Annotated in this window: 17 protein-coding genes; 7 read left to right on the forward strand and 10 right to left on the reverse strand. The window is 44.6% G+C overall.

Annotated features, from left to right (window positions below; all coding sequences use genetic code 11):
* The first annotated feature begins 242 nt into the window (after window positions 1–242).
* Window positions 243–821, forward strand: a complete 579-nt coding sequence (locus CLV25_RS03915; RefSeq protein ID WP_131838331.1) for an SMI1/KNR4 family protein — start codon at window positions 243–245, stop codon at window positions 819–821.
* Between the two features lie 147 nt (window positions 822–968).
* Here CLV25_RS03915 and tyrS read toward each other — a convergent pair whose 3' ends face one another.
* Window positions 969–2,261, reverse strand: a complete 1,293-nt coding sequence (gene tyrS / locus CLV25_RS03920) for a tyrosine--tRNA ligase (RefSeq protein WP_131838332.1) — start codon at window positions 2,259–2,261, stop codon at window positions 969–971.
* 667 nt (window positions 2,262–2,928) lie between these two features.
* On the reverse strand, window positions 2,929–3,411 hold the full coding sequence (locus CLV25_RS03925; protein WP_131838333.1) for a CvpA family protein: 483 nt from the start codon (window positions 3,409–3,411) through the stop codon (window positions 2,929–2,931).
* 133 nt (window positions 3,412–3,544) lie between these two features.
* Here CLV25_RS03925 and CLV25_RS03930 point away from each other — a divergent pair, with 133 nt between their 5' ends.
* The gene (locus CLV25_RS03930; protein ID WP_131838334.1) at window positions 3,545–4,009 is read left to right on the forward strand and encodes a hypothetical protein; all 465 of its coding nucleotides are present in this window, start codon (window positions 3,545–3,547) and stop codon (window positions 4,007–4,009) included.
* A 182-nt stretch (window positions 4,010–4,191) separates the two neighbouring features.
* Here the strand turns inward: CLV25_RS03930 and CLV25_RS03935 are convergent, their stop codons facing one another.
* Window positions 4,192–4,770, reverse strand: coding sequence for a DNA-3-methyladenine glycosylase I (locus tag CLV25_RS03935; RefSeq protein ID WP_131838335.1), 579 nt, complete (start codon window positions 4,768–4,770; stop codon window positions 4,192–4,194).
* Between the two features lie 193 nt (window positions 4,771–4,963).
* Here CLV25_RS03935 and CLV25_RS03940 point away from each other — a divergent pair, with 193 nt between their 5' ends.
* The 5 genes from CLV25_RS03940 to CLV25_RS03960 are packed head-to-tail and all read left to right on the forward strand — an operon-like array spanning window position 4,964 to window position 11,480.
* Window positions 4,964–5,320 (forward strand): response regulator, encoded by a 357-nt coding sequence (locus tag CLV25_RS03940; protein ID WP_131838336.1) that lies wholly within the window; start codon window positions 4,964–4,966, stop codon window positions 5,318–5,320.
* Between the two features lie 4 nt (window positions 5,321–5,324).
* The gene (locus tag CLV25_RS03945) at window positions 5,325–6,557 is read left to right on the forward strand and encodes a YaiO family outer membrane beta-barrel protein (protein WP_131838337.1); all 1,233 of its coding nucleotides are present in this window, start codon (window positions 5,325–5,327) and stop codon (window positions 6,555–6,557) included.
* A gap of 11 nt (window positions 6,558–6,568) precedes the next feature.
* Window positions 6,569–8,599 carry an LTA synthase family protein gene (locus tag CLV25_RS03950; protein ID WP_131838338.1) on the forward strand — a complete coding sequence of 677 codons (2,031 nt, stop codon included), beginning with the start codon at window positions 6,569–6,571 and terminating at the stop codon, window positions 8,597–8,599.
* Window positions 8,600–8,622: 23 nt separating this feature from the next.
* Window positions 8,623–10,050, forward strand: a complete 1,428-nt coding sequence (locus tag CLV25_RS03955; protein ID WP_131838339.1) for a hypothetical protein — start codon at window positions 8,623–8,625, stop codon at window positions 10,048–10,050.
* A complete protein-coding gene (locus CLV25_RS03960; protein ID WP_131838340.1) occupies window positions 10,047–11,480 on the forward strand; it encodes a glycosyltransferase family 2 protein in 1,434 nt (477 codons plus the stop codon). The genes CLV25_RS03955 and CLV25_RS03960 overlap by 4 nt, the downstream gene beginning before the upstream one ends.
* A 254-nt stretch (window positions 11,481–11,734) precedes the next feature.
* On the opposite strand, the gene CLV25_RS03965 is transcribed toward CLV25_RS03960, so the two are convergent.
* The 7 genes from CLV25_RS03965 to CLV25_RS03995 form a co-directional block, all read right to left on the reverse strand.
* Window positions 11,735–12,445 carry a LytR/AlgR family response regulator transcription factor gene (locus CLV25_RS03965; RefSeq protein ID WP_131838341.1) on the reverse strand — a complete coding sequence of 237 codons (711 nt, stop codon included), beginning with the start codon at window positions 12,443–12,445 and terminating at the stop codon, window positions 11,735–11,737.
* A 345-nt stretch (window positions 12,446–12,790) separates the two neighbouring features.
* Entirely contained in the window at window positions 12,791–13,858 is a 1,068-nt protein-coding gene (locus tag CLV25_RS03970) for a sensor histidine kinase (protein WP_131838342.1), read from the reverse strand.
* A 400-nt stretch (window positions 13,859–14,258) separates the two neighbouring features.
* Window positions 14,259–14,822, reverse strand: a complete 564-nt coding sequence (locus CLV25_RS03975) for a hypothetical protein (protein WP_131838343.1) — start codon at window positions 14,820–14,822, stop codon at window positions 14,259–14,261.
* A gap of 364 nt (window positions 14,823–15,186) precedes the next feature.
* The gene (locus tag CLV25_RS03980) at window positions 15,187–16,014 is read right to left on the reverse strand and encodes a T9SS type A sorting domain-containing protein (RefSeq protein ID WP_131838344.1); all 828 of its coding nucleotides are present in this window, start codon (window positions 16,012–16,014) and stop codon (window positions 15,187–15,189) included.
* A 24-nt stretch (window positions 16,015–16,038) separates the two neighbouring features.
* A complete protein-coding gene (locus CLV25_RS03985; RefSeq protein WP_131838345.1) occupies window positions 16,039–17,655 on the reverse strand; it encodes a S8 family peptidase in 1,617 nt (538 codons plus the stop codon).
* Entirely contained in the window at window positions 17,648–18,118 is a 471-nt protein-coding gene (locus tag CLV25_RS03990) for a hypothetical protein (protein ID WP_131838346.1), read from the reverse strand. The genes CLV25_RS03985 and CLV25_RS03990 overlap by 8 nt, the downstream gene beginning before the upstream one ends.
* Window positions 18,119–18,163: 45 nt before the next feature.
* Window positions 18,164–18,640: a hypothetical protein gene (locus CLV25_RS03995; protein ID WP_131838347.1), complete on the reverse strand. Its 477-nt coding sequence runs from the start codon at window positions 18,638–18,640 to the stop codon at window positions 18,164–18,166.
* Window positions 18,641–18,714 lie beyond the last annotated feature (74 nt).

An 18,714-nucleotide genomic window follows, 5' to 3' on the forward strand; every position in this document is an offset into this window, starting at 1 on the left:
GCGTTTGTAATGACCATTGAGATCCAGCAATATTTCAAAACTTGCGCTACTCTATAAATGCACAGCCCTCACCATGGCTGCGCTTTACTTTTTGGCTATATTTGGTTGCGAGTAGTAGAATGTAGCCTAGCAAAGGTGACGTTTTAAAATATTTGACTTGCCTCGAACGTTGATATAAGGCTACTACGAGCGGGGAAAAGACTATAATAGGGTTGTAAGATATTTTTCAATAATAATTGGTAATGAGGACAGGATTTCAATTGGTTAAAACGCGGCAGTTATCTGATAAAGTTAGAATTTCAGAGATAGAAACTCAACTTGGGTTTTCTTTGCCTCCATTGTATAAATTATTTATTGAGAATTTTGAAACAGGTAAAGATTCATTTGTCAATGATGTTTTTTTTAATACTAAGCGTAATGAAAATTATCTTTTGAATGCTCCTCTATATGAACCGTTAAAAGATAATGAAAAATGGTTTTTATCGGTTTCATATTTTGATGATATAAGTAAAGTCGTCAATGATTGGAAAAGTTATTTATGCTATGAGAAAGAATGGTTAGAATATCGGTTTTTAAGAATTGCAGATATTGGTCAAGGTGGTGGACTTTTTGTGAGCACAAAAGATGAATATTTAGACGAAATTTATCAAGTTATTTGGGATGGAGAAGAACCTTATTTAAAGGTTGCTGATAATATATTTGAATTGGTAAAAGGATTTGTAATGCCTGATTTAACAGGTATGATAGCAGATAACTATCAAACGTCACAACTCTATAAAAACTACGGAGAAGATTTTTGGCGAGTTCGAGAAAAATTGTAGAGTTACTTTAATGTCACCTAAATTAAAAGCACGGAGTTCAGTGGCATTTAACTTAGGTTTCAAACCCTGTCAGGGGTAGTAGTTCCAAAAACAAAAGGGCATCCCGCCTCCGGAATGCCCTCTGCAAAATCTATCTTTAAAAAGGAATTACTGCGCCTTGATGATGAAGTAGTTCTTCTTGCCCTTCTGCACCAGCAGGAACTTGCCGTTGAGCAGCAGGTCCGAACCAATGGTGGCATCAACCGCATCAACCTTATTCTTGTTGATGCTTACGCCGCCGCCCTGGATCATCTTGCGGGCTTCGCCCTTTGATGGGAACACGGTGGTGTTGGTTGCAAGCAATTCGATAACGTTGGCGCCTGCATTAAGTATCGACTTCTCGATCTCGAATTGTGGTACGCCTTCGAATACCGATAGGAAGGTATCCTCGTCGAGTTTAACCAGCGCATCGGCGGTGGCGTTGCCAAAGAGGATTTGCGATGCCTCTACTGCAGCGTTGTAGTCCTCCTCGGAGTGAACCATGATGGTTACCTCCTGTGCTAGGCGCTTCTGAAGGATGCGGGTGTGAGGCGCCTCGCGGTGCTCGGCTACGAGCTGCGCGTACTCCTCCTTGGTGATGAAGGTGAATATCTTGAGGTACTTCTCGGCATCCTCGTCGGATACGTTGAGCCAGAACTGGTAGAACTTGTAGGGCGAGGTGTAGGCTTTCGATAGCCAGATGTTGCCGCTCTCGGTTTTACCGAACTTGCCGCCGTCGGCTTTGGTGATCAGCGGACAGGTGAGCGCGTAGGCTTCGCCGCCAGTCTTACGGCGGATGAGCTCGGTGCCGGTGGTGATGTTGCCCCACTGGTCCGATCCACCCATCTGCAGCTTGCAGCCCTTATGCTGGTTGAGGTACAGGAAGTCGTACCCCTGAACGAGCTGGTAGGTGAACTCGGTGAACGACATGCCGTCGCGCGTTTCGCCGGTGAGGCGCTTCTTTACCGAATCCTTGCTCATCATGTAGTTTACGGTGATGTGCTTGCCCACGTCGCGGATGAAATCGAGGAACGAGAACTCCTTCATCCAGTCGTAGTTGTTTACCAGCTCGGCGCGGTTGGGCTCATCGCTTTCGAAGTCGAGGAACTTAGCCAGCTGCGCCTTGATGCACTCCTGGTTGTGGCGAAGGGCTGCCTCGTCGAGCAGGTTGCGCTCTACCGACTTGCCCGATGGGTCGCCAATCATTCCGGTTGCGCCGCCCACTAGGGCGATGGGCCTATGGCCCGCACGCTGGAGGTGGCGCAGCATCATCACGCCCACCAGGTGGCCGATGTGCAGTGAGTCGGCGGTGGGGTCGATGCCCACGTAGGCCGATACCATCTCTTTGGCAAGTAGCTCGTCTGTTCCGGGCATCATATCGTGGATCATGCCCCTCCACGTAAGTTCTTCTATAAAGTTCATCGGTGTAGTATTTGCTTAGGTTGATGCGCGAGGTGCCCTCCTGCGAGCGGCATCCGGCATTGTGCTCCCTATTAATGAGTAAAACTGGGGCAAAGATAGTAAAATGGTATGACTTAGCGCTAGGGTGTTGGGGCGATGTACATGGAGCGATTCTTTCAAAGGGTTCACTCCATGGGTAAATGTCCCAACTGAGTTCGGTTGGAGGCTTTACCACATTGGTCAATCGTTCTCCGCAGTTCGGTTGGAGCCTTCAACTGGTGGTCGAAGTGCTCCCCTGAGTTCGGTTGGGGCATCAACCAATGGTTGAATAGCTCTTCGCATTTTGGTTGGAGGAGCCAACCATCGGTCGAATCGTTCCCCGGAACTCGGTTGGGACATCAACCATCGGTTGAATCGTTCTTCGCATATCGGTTGAAGATACCAACTATTTGTCGAATTGTTCCCCGAGGTTCCATTGGAGCATTCTAACCTTTGTTCGGCTGAGGCGCAGCCTCAGCCGAATCTATTCCGCAGGCTATAGCCTGCAATGATAGAATTGACGAAGGCTGGAGCCTTCGCCTAACACGGTTGCTTCGTCGGGATTTCGCTGGGGTTTCAGCAAAGCAAAAGACCTAACCGGTTTTCAAAACCGGTTAGGTCTAGCATATATCAGAATAAGAATTTCCGACTAGAATAAGCCCTTAACGTAGGGGAATAGCCATGGGATGATCTTCCACATGCCCAGAAGCGATGATTCCTTGGTAAGGTGCTCGGGGAGGAACTGTACCACGTTGTTCAGCGCGGAGAGGATCCAAAGAACGGCGCATACCAGCAGAAAGCTTTTTAGCAAACCGAAAGCCAGCCCCAGTAAGCTGTTAATCGTTCCCACCGAAGTATCCTTAAAGGCTTTCCCGATGATTTTTCCGGTAAGGTGAAGCAGAATAAATACCCCAACAAAGATGATGAATGATGCCACCACAATGCTGGTTCGTACGCCCACCTTAAAGTGCTCGCTTACGAAGGTGCCAATCCAATCGGAGAGGTGAAATGCCAGGTAGATACCTAAAAACACGGCACCAAAGCTGATGAGCTGGGTAAGGAATCCCTTGATGTAGCCCGAGATGGCTCCCCAAGCCAGCAGGGCAATAATGACGATATCAATAAAGTTCATTGCAGACAGGTTTGTTCGGCAAAAGTAGCGGAATTAGGCAAAGGTGCGAGCCTCTAAAACGTGGAATTGAACCTTGTCCGGTAAGTTTTGTTATTTTTCACTTTCTTTACCCACCGTAAAAGGACAACGTTGTATGAATCTTTTTAGAAAGCTTGCTTTTCGAATAAAGCCCGGAGTTCCCAAGCGCTACCTGCTGCTGGTGGCTGCTGTAGTTTGGACCTTTGCCGGAGGGATGCTTCTGGGCAAGGGCGCGAGCTACCTAATGGCGCACTCCGATATGCTTCTGCTACGGCTTATTGTTGGAGTAATTTTTGGGGTGGCCTTCTTTTGGCTACTGTTTATGCGGATATCGCTGAAGCATATCAACCGTATCAGATCTATCGACGTGGTGCGCCCCTGCATCTTCTCGTTCTTCGACTTTAAGAGCTACCTGATGATGGGAGGGATGGTATCGATGGGTATTGCGCTCCGCCACTTGAACTTTATCAACAAAACCTACCTCTTTAACTTCTACGTGGCGATGGGGGTACCGCTGCTGCTTTCAGCGGTTCGGTTCTTATGGGCGTGGGTGCGCTACCATAGGGTGGTAGAAGATTGACGCTAGATATTAGATGTTAGACTTTAGACGATCCTACATCTATGTTTGTCCTTACAACAAGTAGTAAGTTGAAGTCGTCAAAGAATTCGTATACCGTAGAATAGCGCTAGTCCCCCTTGGATAAGGGGGCAGGGGGATGGAATTACATCGCACATCGCACATCGCACATCGCACATCTCACATCACAAATCACATATCAACTCCTGCACCTCTCTATGCCTTTCGCAGCTTACCAAATGGTCGTTCACCAGTCCGGCAGCTTGCATGTGGGCGTAAACGGTAGTTGGCCCTACAAACTTAAATCCGCGCTTCTTCAGGTCCTTGCTTAGTAGTACCGATTCGGGCGTTTGGGCAGGTAGTTGGCCCAGCTCCGTGAAGTGGTTTACGATAGGCTTTCCGCCAACAAAGCTCCAGATGTATTTCGTAAACGATCCAAACTCCTGCTGAACCTCCAGAAAGCGGCGGGCGTTGTTCACCGCTGCCTCCACCTTTTGGCGGTTGCGGATTATACCTTCGTCCTGTAAAAGCTCCTCCACCTTTGCCTGGTCGTACAGCGCTACTACTTGCGGGTCGAAGTTGGCAAAGGCTCGTCGGTATCCCTCGCGGCGGCGAAGGATGGTAATCCAGCTAAGCCCTGCCTGGGCGCTTTCTAGGGTAAGGAATTCGAAGTGCATGCGGTCATCGTAAACCGGAACACCCCACTCGCAGTCGTGGTACTGCACGTATAGCGGATCGTTGGTGGACCAAGGACATCTCGTCATAACGGCAAAAGTTTGATTGTAAGTAAAGAAAATTAATAAAAATATTGATGGTGTTAAACATTACTTAACAAGCGCTGTTATCCTCTAAATTAGCGGAGCATGCTGCTTTTTTTCAAGCTACACAGCTTGCAGACGGTATAGATGGTCGCGAATATGGCGAGGCAGAAAACCCAACCTCAAAATTCTTACAATTATGAAAATATTGGTTGTAGAAGACGACGAAGTTACCCTAAAAGCTTTGGAGTATCGGCTAAGGCTAAGTGGCTACGACATCTCTATTGCTTCGGATGGAGAAGTTGCTACAAAGCTTATTAAGGGTGAAACTTTTGACCTGATTGTGTCGGATATACTAATGCCACATGCTAATGGGATGGAACTGTTGAACCTTGTTCGTCGCGAAATGAAGCTATCTACTCCGTTTATTGTCATGTCGTTCTTAGGACAACCCGGAAATACGCGTAAGGCAATGGAAATTGGCGCATCCGATTACGTAGAAAAGCCAATTGATGTTGATGAGTTAATTGCAAAAATTGAAAAATACAAAAGGTAGCTATATGACTAAAATGCTTAAAGCTATTTCTGCACTTGCAACGATGCTTTTACTAACAGCATCGCTGCTGAATGCCCAGAGCACTTCCGAGCTTTTTAGCCAAGCCAAAGCGTTGGTAAAGGAAAAAAGGTACGAGCAAGCTCAAGTAATCTTACGCGATATTCTGAGTAAGGAGGATAATGGGGATGTTAGATTCTACCTTGGCTTAATCTATTCCTGGAATGGCCAGTACAATGAGGCACGTAAGGAGCTTCAAGAGCTGGCAAAAACGAGGCCAAGCAGCTTAGAGCTGATAAATGCCCGTTATAACGTAGAGTATTGGTCGGGCAGTTACAGCGCTGCCATCGATGTGCTCGATAGGGGAATAGAAGCATATCCGGAAGAGCTAGACCTTCAGCTGAAAAAAGCAAAAATGCTAAGCAACCTTAACCGAAAGAAGGAGGCTACCTTGGTAATCGAAAACGTGCTTAGCAGGGAACCCAATATGTTCGAAGCCCGAGATTTGCTCGTGTTTATTAAGAACTCGAATCTGAAAAACACGGTATCGGTTAATGGATCGGTGGATTTCTTTAGCGATAGTACAGACCCTTGGTATTCGTCGTATCTGCAGTACAGTCGAAAGATTTCTATCGGAACGCTAATAGGTAGGCTTAACTATGCCAACCGGTTTAACAGCAGTGGCTATCAGCTCGAAGCCGATGGCTACCTTTCGTTTTGGGAAGGTGGCTATTCTTACGCCAATATCGGTTTCTCGCCATCATCTATTTTTCCCGATTTTCGGTGTGGTTATGAGTACTATCAATCCTTACCTAAATCCTTTGAGGCATCGCTGGGGTTCCGTTACCTTAGATTTGCACCTTCAGATATAATCCTTTATACGGGTAGCTTGGGTAAGTACTATCGCAGCTACTGGTTCTCGCTACGTCCGCAGCTTAGGTTTAAGCAGGGCGATGTTTCCTATTCGTTTAGGCTTTCGGCACGGCGCTATTTTAGTGATCCCGATTCGTACATCGGGCTCGATGGAAGCTTTGGTACTGCTCCAGATTTCGACCATCAGAATATTGACTACTCGTACCTAAAGAGGCTAAAGTCGTACGGTGTAAGAGCAACCTATAGCCAAAAGTTTGCTAAGATTTGGGTTGCCACTACAAAGCTAAGCCTAAGTCGCGATGAAGTTATAAAAGGGGTGTATAGAACCCAAACTAGTATTGATTTGACAGTTTCCAGAGCATTTTAAACAATAGGCAGATGGAAAAGGGTAATGTTTCTAATATTCATAGATTAGTTAAGGCATCGTATCGCTACTTCAACAACGTGCTGGCCTTACTGCTTGTCTTTTGGCTGATAAGGCTCTTCGATGTGTTTGTTCTTGCAAAAGCATTTGCATTTCCTTCGGGGCTAAGGAATAGTCACCTTTTAGGAATACTTTACGATACCTACTTTGTGCTTAAAGTAGCTGGTTTGTTCCTATTGCCCTACCTCTTGCTTACGTTTCTTCGCATGCGGATTGCTCAGGTTCTCTTCGTCGTTTCGGGGGTACTATTGGTGATGGTAAACCTAGTATTGGTGCTCTATTTTGCAACAACCAAAATAATGTTGGGTTCCGATCTATTTGGCTATTCGATGTATGATATACAAGAGACGTTGCAATCTACCAGCTCTTTATCAATTGTAAACACCATTCCATTTTTTGCATTTCCCATACTTTATATAGCGCTTCATCACTACATCTCACGAATAAAACCTCCAAATGTAGTTTACTACATCTTTTATCCAATAGTTGGAGTGGTACTCTTAACTTCGGGTTATTCGGTAGCCAATGCCAGCTCTTTTAAAAGCAGCTTCGAAGCTTCATTAGCAACCAACAAGTTTGGGTACTTTGCCCGAAAAACGTCCGACTACATTAAAGAAATTGAAGAACTTGAAAATGCCAAGAAAGGAAAGCTTGTTGACGACTATACTAGCTTAATGGTAAACAGTAAGGACTATGTTAGCAAAGAATATCCATTGCTTCGTAAAGATAACACGCCCGATGTGCTAAGCCCATTTTTTGATACTACAAAGGTTAAGCCTAACATCGTATTTATTTTTGTGGAAAGCCTTGGTAGAGCATATAGCGGCGAAGGTGCCGAATTGGGCAGCTATACGCCGTTCCTAGATTCGTTAGCGAGAAGGGGACTTTACTTCGAGAACTTCTTGAGTACCGGAGGACGTACATTTGCCATCTTCCCTTCGCTTTTGGGCTCGTTACCTCTTGTCAGCAGAGGCTTTATGGAGCGAGCTAACAGCACTCCAAACCATAATACGCTTTTAACCATACTTCAGGCTAACGGGTACAATTCGAACTTTGTATACGGAGGTGATTCGAAGTTCGATAATATGAGGCAGTTTCTTGAAAGGGAAAATATTGGTAGAATTGTTGATAGTAAGAACTTTGGGCCAAAGTTCAAAAAGATGCCCCCTGCCAAGGGCGGTTTTAGCTGGGGATATGGCGATAATGATATTCTGACAAAGCTTATAGAATTGCAGGATCCCAAAGCTTCAGAGCCATCGGTTAGCATAGCGCTTACGCTTTCTATACACGATCCGTTCCTTGTAACCAATCAGAAAGCGTACTATAGGAGGTTTGAGCAGATTCTGAAGGATTCGTCGATACCCGATAGTAAGAAAGAATTTGTAGCTAAGTATGGTCAGCAGCTTTCTACAGTACTGTACTTCGACGAATCGTTGAGGCAATTCTTTAAGAAGTTCGAAAGGTTACCATCTTTTAAGAATACGATTTTTATTATTACGGGCGATCACCGTATGCCTGAAATTCCTATAAGTACACAGATAGACAGGTTTAGAGTTCCATTTTTAATATACTCGCCCATGCTAACTAGGTCGGCTCGATTCAGCTCTGTTTCCTCTCACTTCGATGTTGCTCCTAGCCTTATCGCGCTTCTTCGCAGCAAAAACGATATGCGGCTTCCTAAGCTAGTTCACTGGGTTGGCTCCGGTTTGGATACTTCGCGTTCCTTTAGGAATATACACTCGATACCGCTTATGGAGAATAAGAATGAGGAGACCTGCTTCCTCGATGGTCTTAACTTTATTGCAATGGAGAAGCTATACACAATTACTCCACGGTTGGGATTGGTAGAGGTAGAAAACCCGAAGATGCTCGACGATATGGTGCGGAAGTTAGCTACGATAAAAAGAAGAAGTGAGTTTGTTTGCTCTAACAATAAGGTTATGCCTGACTCTCTATTGGTTACTTCTAGTGTTGTGAAAAAGTAGCATCGAATATAAAATGGTTTGCCATGGTTGAAAGAAAGATAAGCAGAGCCCTAGTTCTAAATCGGGATATATTTATCTCGTTGGCTGTTGCTATGCTCTTTGTTGCATTTCTAGTTGGGCTTTACGGCATATTTGGTGTTAATCTTGCTTTTGCGTTTCCCATACTATCCTTTTTCTACAAGCTGTTCACCATACTAGCTATAGTGTATGCTGTAGTAATAATTGCCGCGCATAGGAGTAAGAAGAAGTATATTATCTATAACTATTCGTTGCTTGCTCTTTACTCGCTTTCGGTAGTGCTGCTCCTTGTTTTCATCCTTGCCACTTACTACCATTTCGAGAAGAGTATAAACGGTGTAATTGCATATGTAACCGAGAACTTTAGGTTTCCATCCTATACGCGATACTTTCTTTACATGATCTACTTCAGCCAGCTTTTGGTGATGGCTTTCTTTTTGGCAAGTCTTGCCTCCCGAACGCGCCGAATAGGATTTACCATCATCCAGCGGATGTACTACGTTGGCTTTTACAGCAACATTCTCGACTACATCTATGGCGATAAGCAGGCAAGGTATAAGGCATTTAGTATTATTCGTCGGATGCTCCGAACCCGGTATTCGAAAGAGGCGTTTGTTAATACGCTGAACATGTTCAATATCAACTTCAAGGGCGATCTTAAGCTAAAGACTCACGAGCTGTACTCTGCTTTGAATTTGAAGGACTTTATGCGCACAAACCTTAGCTCGTGGAGAAGCAAAAAGGTGATTTGGGCCATAAAAATGATGTCGTCTTTTAACGATACCCACTCGATTTCGCTGCTAAAGCAGAAGTTCGGCACTAGCAACGACTATATCCGCTTTGAGGCAATTATTGGGCTGATTAAGCTAAATGAGGTAGACTTTGTGCTCGACTACCTATGCAATTCGTCAAGGTCTGTTAATGAGTACATCTCCAATAAAATAGTATCGGCGGTAAAGCTGCAAGGCTACGCTACAAAGGATTATGGTTTTCTGCTCGATTCGAAAAACGAAGGAGTGCTGATTTTGGGATTAAACCTCGTTAACGAGTTTACCCAGGAAAAGCATCTTGAAAGGGTTAAGCAGCTGCTCGTTCATCCGAATGTAAAGGTTTCGTACGCAGCCACTCGAACGCTAATGACTCTCGATTATATAGGCTTCGAGAAGCATATTGTAGAGGCAATTAGGGATGCCCCTGAGCGTAACAAGCTGGAGCTGCTAAACGCCATTAAGCCGTACTTTACCGAAGATTCGCTCCTTTGGGCAAAAGAGCTTCTTGTTACCGAGCGTAACAGGGATATTCGAATAACCATTCTTCGGATGATGTACAGCGTGCTGTCTAAGCCGGAAATTATTCTGAATCTTTACGACGATTCGCAGAAAAGCGATGTGCAGGAACTGATGGATTCCATTACTAAAACGACTATGAAATGAGCATAACTTTTGTTGAGATTAACCATGTTGTAGAGGTGGTGTTCTTGGTAATACTGCTTGTTATCGTTTTCTCGTATGCTGTGTTAGCCGTTGTTTCTATTGCTGCCATTAGAAAGCATCAGCGTAAGAATAGGTATCAGTCTGTGGAAGATTTGCTTTCGTCGAAATACTTGCCTGGCATCTCTATTGTTGCGCCAGCCTATAACGAAGGGCTAACCATTGTAGAGAATGTTCGGTCGATTCTTTCGCTTAGCTACTCCGATTTTGAGATTATCATTGTTAACGATGGCAGCAAAGACGATTCGCTCCAAAAGCTTACAGAGGCTTTTAGCCTTGCCAAGGTGCGAAATATGCCGGTTGCCGATATACCAACGCAAGAAATTCGAGGTATCTACAAATCGAGGAACCTGGCATATAGCCACCTGATTGTTGTAGATAAGGAAAATGGAGGAAAGGCTGATGCGCTGAATGCTGGAGTTAACCAGTCGACAAAGAAGCTGGTGCTATGCATGGATGTAGACTGCATTATAGAGCCCGATGGGCTGCTTAAGCTGGTTCGTCCGTTTCTCGAAGAAACGAAGCGTAGGGTTGTAGCTGTTGGCGGGGTTATTCGTGTGGTGAACTCGTGCGAGGTGAAAAGCGGAAAAGTTACTCAGGTAAACTTGCCCAACGGATGGTTGGAGCGCTTCCAGGTGCTCGAGTACTTTAGGGTATTTACTCTAACCCGCATGGGATGGGCCCATATGCGCGGCTTGCTGCTGATATCTGGTGCTTTGGGAATGTTCGATAAGGAGATACTCATAAAGGCTGGGGGCTATACCCCAAACATTGTGGGCGAAGATATGGAAGTGGTGCTAAAGCTGCACCGCTACATGCGCGAGGTGGCGAAGGAGAAGTACTCTATTGGCTTTATACCCGATCCTTTATGCTGGACCGAAGTTCCCAATACGGCTAAGGTACTTAACCGCCAGCGTAACCGATGGAGCAGGGGATTTATTGAATCGATACTCGAGCATAAGCGGATGTTCTTTAACCCAAAGTACGGTTTTGTTGGGCTGGTTAGCTTTCCTTACGCCGTGTTCTTCGAGTGGATGCTGGCTCCCATAGAGGTGTTCGGCTACGTATACTTTGCCTACTGCATTTACAGCGGATTCTTTAACCTTCCCTACTTTCTGCTTCTTTTTGTGCTGGTGTACTCCTACTTTATGATGGTTACGCTGCTCTCCATTCTATCCGAAGAGCTGGTTTACCACAACTACAACAAGAAGATAGATTTGGTTAAGCTGATGCTTATTGCCATGGTAGAGCCCTTCTTCTACCATCCGCTAAACCTTTACTGGACCATAAAGGGCAACTTCGACTACTTTGTTAGGGGCAAGCGCGAGTGGGGAAAGATGGACCGCCGTGGATTTGATGAAAATATTATTTAACGTCAGTTCGACATAAGGCGATAATGCCAATGTATATCTCCTACGGAGAAAATGCGGGGGCAGAAATGACAAGCGACAAGGCTATAACCGCTACGCGGTATTCTTGTCGTTCGAATTTTGTCTGTAGGACATTAGGATTTGTAGTAAAACAACCATAACTCGCCCATTTCCCTTGTAGAGGATAAAGTTGTTATTAGCTTATGGCAGCCCTTCGTAAGGTTCGCAACCTATATCGAACGGACATCATCTAGGTTCTACTCCACGTTTAGCCGTTGCTCCACCAGCGTTTTATAGCTGCGGCCAATCGGTATCTGGTACTTCCCAATCATAATGGTTGTGCCCGAAAAGGCGGTAATCTTATCGGTAGATACGATAAAGCTGCGGTGAACGCGGAGGAATTTGGCCTCGGGAAGCTTCTCCTCGATAAGCGATATGGACGAGTACGAGGTTACCACCCGCTCGGTGCATACAATCTTTACGTAGTTACCCTGGCTTTCGATGTACAGAATCTCCGAAAGGAAAATCTTTTGGGTAATCTTATCCTCGCGAACGTAGATGTATGGTTCGTTTGAGGCTACAGATTGGTTGGGTTGGCTTGGCGTGCTGCAGGTAAGCAGCTTCGATGCCTTGTCGATGGCGCGGAGGAAGCGCTCGAACGATATCGGCTTCAGCAGGTAGTCTACCACATCGAGCTCGTAACCCTCGAGCGCATACTCGCTGTAGGCGGTGGTAAGAATTACCTTAGGCGGATTGCGCAGCGACTTAAGAAACTCGATGCCCGTGAGCTTGGGCATCTGGATATCCAGAAACATTAGGTCGACCTTCTTTTGCGATAGGATGCTAAAGGCCTGAAGCGCCGTGTTGCACTTGGCCACCACCTCGTAGCCATCGATGCGCGATAGGTATTCCTCTATGATATCGCTGGCTAATGGCTCGTCGTCTACAATAAGGCAGCTGATCTTCATCGGTATTCTCGGTTTATAGCGTTCTTAGCTGTTATGTCCTGGTCTATATTGTTTTTGGTTTAGCATTCAACCGCTTCGCGGTTGTTGCTTTATTGTGCATGGCCTCCCCGCATTGCATGCGGGACTATTCAAGTTCAATCCTTTCAGGATTACCGCTCGGCACACATTAATGCTGCCATAAGCCCATAAGGGCTTCAATGTAAATAGCCCCGGGTGAAACTCGGGGGAATGGGGAAGATGGTAAACAACCACGGAGTGGTTGAATAATTCCTCCCATAAGAGGCAAAGCCATGTTTGGTTTTTCGTAATATTTGTTGTAGAACTTCAACTTGTCGGTTTTTAGGTTTAGCTAAGCTGCAGCTTCAGCTTGCATAGGTACGAAAATCCATCGGAAATAGCCTTAAGCTCGTACCTGTTTGGGTATAGCAGCTCCAGACGTCGTTCCACATTTCTTAGGCCAACGCCCTGCCGTTGCTCCTCCGCAGTATCTGGTTGCTCGTCCATGCTGTTTTCTGCAATCAGAAGAAGCTGGCTGTGTTCTACGTTAATGCTGATGTGTATCCAGCACTTGCTATCGGATGTTGTGTTTACATGCTTAAAGCAGTTCTCGATGATAGGGGTCAGCAGCATGGGCTCGATGGCCATTGCCAGGGTATTTCCGGTTACCTCGAAGCGTATTTCGGCATTTTGCGGTAGCCGCAGCTTTTCGAGGTTGATGTAGTTGCCGATGTGCTTGAGCTCCTTCTCGAGCGATACCTTGGGCACGTTGGAATCGTAGAGCACGTAGCGCATGAGCTCCGATAGCATCAGCACCACGTCGGGGGCCTTGTCGGACTTGCGCAGCACCAGCGAGTAGAGGTTGTTGAGCGTATTGAAGAAGAAGTGGGGGTGAATCTGAGCCTTAAGGAACTTCAGCTCGGTTTCGAGCTTCTCCTTTTCGAGCAGCTCGCTGCGCTGCAGGTTGCGGTACCCGTGCTCAACAATCTTTATCACCAGCGGAATAATCAGCACGGTGTTGATGTCTACCATGGCCGATAGCGCCTTAAAGCGGTTAAGGTAAACGGGCGATTCGACGTACAGATTCAGCACGTACTTCGTAACCAGGTACTGGTCGAAAAGAAGGATGATGCCGCACACCACCATCACGGCAAGGGTGAGGATGGTGAAGAGCAGTACCCTCTTTTTGAACAGGAACTGGGGAACCAGCACCAAGAGTAGGGTGTACACAGCAAGGAGCTTGGGCGGTAGCATCAGCAGCTCGTTGAGGAACACCACCCCGTAGCTGTTCTTCTCCGATCCCCAGAAGAGCGTAAAGAAGCCGATTGTAACGCACCAGTACAGCAGGTGGCGAAACCATCTGAGGTTGAGGAGGTCGTTAACTCGTTTGCTTCCGGTGATATCGTATATGCTCATTTTTAGCTGACTATGGTGTGCTAAAGATAGCACTTGTTGCGGTATTCCTGCAGTAGGTAATGGGTAGCGTTGGCTTCCAGCTATTTCAACAGCAGGATTGGAGGGGTAAACGGCAGGCTGGCTGCTGCATAAAGTGTGTGTTTATTGCAGGTTACAACGTTTGGCGGAGGCTGTAGGACTAGCTATTGAACTAAGGATGTTGTTATAGCAGTATTTCTTAATAGCAGCACGTTATCCTCCCGCCTTAGCGGGAGGGGCAAGGGGTGGGTAACAAGCTGTCTTTAAAACCATCAATTTTATTTCACTTAGCGTTCTTAACCAACCTCTACTTCCCGCCCAAGCGGGAAATGAAAAAGGCGCCCTTGCAGACGCCTTACTATACTACATTCTGTTGATTAGGCTACAGAGTGCTGTCCTTTGCAGTTTCGTTGCCCGGCATGTCGTAGGCCGTGATGGTAATCTTATCGCCCGCAAGGCTGTCGTTCTTTGCCGTTGCCTTGTAGCTCCAGTCTACGCCGCCAAGCAGCTGAACCGCATTACCCTCCTCTACCAGCGAGCCATCGGGGTTGTGGATGGATACCTTTACTTCGGCAACCTTAAAGTCGTCGGTTACACGAATAGTGATTACATCGCCCACGTTACCCTTGTACCCCTTCAGGTTTACATCCTCGATATCAGGTGCGTTTAGAAAATCGGCTACGGCAACCTGATAGGCGGAGCTAAACTTGTCATCTTTACCAGCCTCATACTCTGCCTTCTTTACTGGATCGGCGGTAGCCGACTTGCCGTAAATTACTGCGGATTGAAACTTACGCTTTGCCTCCAGCTGCTTATCCGAATACTTTTCTGGTTGTTTAGGCTTAACCGAAATAATGGTTTTACCCTTAATTTGACGAAAGACGATTTGATCGCCCAGCATACCACTTACTCCTTGAGTAATGATATTGTTCTTAACTTCTGCCATAATTTTTGGCCTCCTTTAAAATTAATTTAACAGATAATTATTCCTTGCGATTAAATGGCTAGATGTAGAGCTACATGCTAACCTTTCTATCGAAATCGCGCCTTTAAAATTAGCAGTATTTTCGAACGATGAAACATCCGTTGATAACTTTTTTTCTTGCTTTTTGTCAAAATGACAGCATGACATCCTACGGACATCCTACGGACTTCTACGGACTATGTGCGGAGCTCCATTGTTAGTGAAGCGACATATTGGCAGATGAAAAAACGGCCTACAGGAGATGCTAATGGTAGCGCCGCTGCATACAGCGGCGCCATAAAAGTTCTTCTAAGGAATACTGTCAAATACCTCTACCTTAGAATACCTAATTTCTCCTAATAATCAGCTTTTTCTTGTGAACTTTTTTACCATCCTTTATGTGAATGATGTAGAGCCCTTCCCGAAGGTTATCAATGCTTACAGCTTGATTTAGGTACACCTTCTGCTGTCGCAGAAGCTGGCTTTGGTCGTTGTATATAAGGATGGAGAGGTTATCTTGGCTTTTTGCATCACCTACAAGCGTACTAGACATTGCCTGTAGCTCCTCGTTCTGCTTTATGCTAAATGAGGTGCTGGTAGGATTGGGGTAAAGCGAATACGCGTCAAGAGCTTCTTCATCGCCAATTATTTGAAAATCCTTACGCGCTTCATAATGGCCGCAGCTGGAGTTTACTGCACAGGTAATAAGGACAGAACCCGGGTAGTACTGGTATAGGGGAACGACAATACGATTAGAGTAAGGCATGCTGGTAAAAGTATCCCCATTTACAGACCATACAGAGGGTTCTTGGGTATCTATCTCGAAGTATGCCTTTTTGTTGCTTAGGTACTCAAAGTCAGGGCCGATTATTGGCGTATAGCCATTAAGCGCCAACTCTTTTGTTAGGATAAGAGTGCCATTAGATGAGGTAATTGTTGCACGCACATAGCCAGCACCTGCACCTTGTATTGTCGTTGCATTAGTAGAAGCACCTATAGCAGCGCTAAGGTTTAGGCCATTTGCATACCAAGAGACCGTAGTTCCCTGAGGCAGGTTGCTGATGCTGTAGGTGGCAATGGTACCAGAGCAAAGCGCATCGGGGCCAGAAATGCTAAGATTCTTTATTAATGTAGCTTTAACAGCGTCATAGGCATTAACCAGACCATATCCCATTTGGTCATGCCATATACCATTAGGTCAACCGGGAGTCGTCGAGTAAGGGTATCCACCCACTTTTTGAGCTGTTTGCTCAATTATATCCCGTACTTGTTGACCAGTTAAGGATGGATTAACTGATAGAATAAGGGCTGCAACACCCGCAACATGGGGACATGCCGCAGAGGTGCCGTTGAACCACACAGTATAATCCATATTGCTATAATCAGAGGTTACCTTATTTCCTCCATTCCCAGTATGAATCGGCATGCTTGGATTATAACCATTGCTACTTGTTCTATCTGTTGTAGAGATCAGCACTCCAGGTGCAACAACGTCTAGAGTTGGTCCATAATTACTTCCCCAGTTTTCGCCATCGCACGAAGATGGATTTTTACGCTGACCACATGGGCTAATAGCACCGACTGTTAGTATGTTTGGGTTGCTATTGGCAGGATAATTAACCTGACCATTATCATTTCCTGAAGCAAATATCACAACACAACCTAAGCCGTTACGCCCATTGGTTATTGCATTGGTTATTGCATCATCAATATAGTTGCTTGTAAGATCATTATGGCCCCACGAATTACTGATAATATGTGCACCATTTTGAGTAGCCCAATTAATGCCCTTTGCCATTTTTTTTCTAATATCTGGCGTCATAAGGTCTAGCGTACTACTCACTGACATTAACTTGCAATTGGGGGATACCCCTCGTATACCTGCTGTATTCCCGATAGCTCCAATTATACCCGCACAAGCAGTAGCATGATCTCCCCTAACAATGCTGGGTGAAGAATCATTTTCTGTATCGTAGCTTAATGAATGAATATTAGCTTGCAAATCGGGATGATCCAACTGTATACCATGATCAACTACAGCAACATTAACTCCTGAACCAATTGACATATTCCACGCTTCAAGAGCTTTAATATCTATACCACTTGTTCCTTGGTATTGGCCAGTATTACGAAGTCCCCATTGATTGGTAAAATAGGTATCATCGACAGAATTCAAAATATTGTCGAGCATTAAATCTGGTTCTGCATACTGAAACATGCCGCTTTCATAAAACTTATTGGCCAGTTCCAACGCATTCATACTCGTATTCTTAGTACACGATAATGTAAACCATAAGGGCATAAATGTGTCTTGATTGTCAATAACTGCATTGTGACGCTTAGCGTACTGCTGTAAAAGTAGAGTGTCAGAGAGTGTTTTGATCTTCACATAGAAGGAATTGGATAATCCAATTTTTTTGCTGTTAGCAGATTTGAAGTAGGGTGAAACTACCTTTATGTTTTCTACTTTCTTTAATTCAGATATTTTCTGTGTATAAGATTCAATAGAAATGTTTTCGCCCAATTTAATTTCTGCCCAATAGAAATCCTCTATCTCATTAAGTTTTTGTTTTAACTTGCTGCTTGCTGACTCTTTCTGGTATTTTGTCAAACCAAATTTACGTAGCTCATTGATTTGCTTAGCATCGCTACCTGTAAAAGAGACAAATACATAGTCCGAGTTTAGTTCAAGATACTTTTTCTCATTATTGTAGTAGTAATAATGCTTGCTTCCATTTTGTGAGAATCCGTTTGTAAACGTCAAGATTACGATCAGAAATATCAAATACTTTCTCATAAATTCTATTTTATTCATTAATACGTTTTATATCAAAATTTACCTTTGCCCCTGCTGGTAGTTTATTTACAACAATTCCATAAAAAAACTTTCCTGCTGGATATGTAAGATCATATATAACCGCAAGGTTATAAAGCCAAGTATTTGCTCCCGTTTGAGTGATATTATGCTTTAACTCAATAATACCCCGTGTAAAGGTGCTACATCCTACAAGAACATCGTATTTAGCGAAATCGATGTCTTTCAAGGTGGCATTTTGGTTGATTAAATCTTTAATGAAGACCTTTTCAAGAGCTACTTGATCCCTAATAATCGCTGTTTCGCCATCTTTAAGGTTGCATCCTACATATAGTACAGGTAGCTCCTTAACAATTTCAATAGGATACTTTTCGAAATTGGAGTCGTTGTTCTTGTCACACCCAGCGCCCATTAATGCCAATAGCATAACAGCGAGGGTGATTTTTAGAAATGTTGATTTCATGAATTTATGTTTTTGTTGTGTAAAAAGCGAATCTGAAGAGTTGTTTTACTTTAGTTTTCTTTTTAAAGTTTTTAATACACAACTAGAGTAAAAATTATTAGTTATACCGCCAGATGGAGTACACAATTCAAATTCATCACCAGTAAATGATATAGCAATACCTTTTGAAGGAATAACCAAATCGTTAATTTTATCTGGCACATTACATATATAACAAAATCCTTTCATTGAATTTCGGTCAATCATCCATGTCATACTTTTATTCGTTTTGTCATACAAAACAAATTCCGATTTTTCGCCATCATAAGTTTGAGATTTAATGGCATCTAGGGATGTCTTACTCAGATCAAACAATAGGATGTTCTCTCTAGCAACATTTTTAATAAATGCGGTGTTATGGTCGCACGGGCATTTCGTGTATTGCAGAGGAATGTCTTCATACTCTTCTTCTTTTTCACATCCAGCCCCCATTAATGCAAATAGCATAACGGTAAGGGTCATTTTTAGAAATGTTGATTTCATGAATTTATGGTTTTTGGTTATACAAAAAGTTCTGAAGGAATGCTGCTTGGCTGCTAATGTCGGGCAACGTTGAG

The organism is Acetobacteroides hydrogenigenes, from assembly GCF_004340205.1.
GTDB classification, from domain to species: domain Bacteria; phylum Bacteroidota; class Bacteroidia; order Bacteroidales; family ZOR0009; genus Acetobacteroides; species Acetobacteroides hydrogenigenes.

Bases quoted from the DNA above. Each gene is read 5' to 3' on its own strand.
- CLV25_RS03935 (WP_131838335.1), bottom strand. From the start codon at position 4,770: ATGACGAGATGTCCTTGGTCCACCAACGATCCGCTATACGTGCAGTAC.
- CLV25_RS03925 (WP_131838333.1), bottom strand. From the start codon at position 3,411: ATGAACTTTATTGATATCGTCATTATTGCCCTGCTGGCTTGGGGAGCC.
- CLV25_RS03970 (WP_131838342.1), bottom strand. From the start codon at position 13,858: ATGAGCATATACGATATCACCGGAAGCAAACGAGTTAACGACCTCCTC.
- CLV25_RS03990 (WP_131838346.1), bottom strand. From the start codon at position 18,118: ATGAAATCAACATTTCTAAAAATCACCCTCGCTGTTATGCTATTGGCA.
- CLV25_RS03960 (WP_131838340.1), top strand. From the start codon at position 10,047: ATGAGCATAACTTTTGTTGAGATTAACCATGTTGTAGAGGTGGTGTTC.
- tyrS (WP_131838332.1), bottom strand. From the start codon at position 2,261: ATGAACTTTATAGAAGAACTTACGTGGAGGGGCATGATCCACGATATG.
- CLV25_RS03965 (WP_131838341.1), bottom strand. From the start codon at position 12,445: ATGAAGATCAGCTGCCTTATTGTAGACGACGAGCCATTAGCCAGCGAT.
- CLV25_RS03955 (WP_131838339.1), top strand. From the start codon at position 8,623: ATGGTTGAAAGAAAGATAAGCAGAGCCCTAGTTCTAAATCGGGATATA.
- CLV25_RS03950 (WP_131838338.1), top strand. From the start codon at position 6,569: ATGGAAAAGGGTAATGTTTCTAATATTCATAGATTAGTTAAGGCATCG.
- CLV25_RS03915 (WP_131838331.1), top strand. From the start codon at position 243: ATGAGGACAGGATTTCAATTGGTTAAAACGCGGCAGTTATCTGATAAA.
- CLV25_RS03945 (WP_131838337.1), top strand. From the start codon at position 5,325: ATGACTAAAATGCTTAAAGCTATTTCTGCACTTGCAACGATGCTTTTA.
- CLV25_RS03930 (WP_131838334.1), top strand. From the start codon at position 3,545: ATGAATCTTTTTAGAAAGCTTGCTTTTCGAATAAAGCCCGGAGTTCCC.
- CLV25_RS03940 (WP_131838336.1), top strand. From the start codon at position 4,964: ATGAAAATATTGGTTGTAGAAGACGACGAAGTTACCCTAAAAGCTTTG.
- CLV25_RS03985 (WP_131838345.1), bottom strand. From the start codon at position 17,655: ATGAATAAAATAGAATTTATGAGAAAGTATTTGATATTTCTGATCGTA.
- CLV25_RS03975 (WP_131838343.1), bottom strand. From the start codon at position 14,822: ATGGCAGAAGTTAAGAACAATATCATTACTCAAGGAGTAAGTGGTATG.
- CLV25_RS03980 (WP_131838344.1), bottom strand. From the start codon at position 16,014: ATGGGATATGGTCTGGTTAATGCCTATGACGCTGTTAAAGCTACATTA.
- CLV25_RS03995 (WP_131838347.1), bottom strand. From the start codon at position 18,640: ATGAAATCAACATTTCTAAAAATGACCCTTACCGTTATGCTATTTGCA.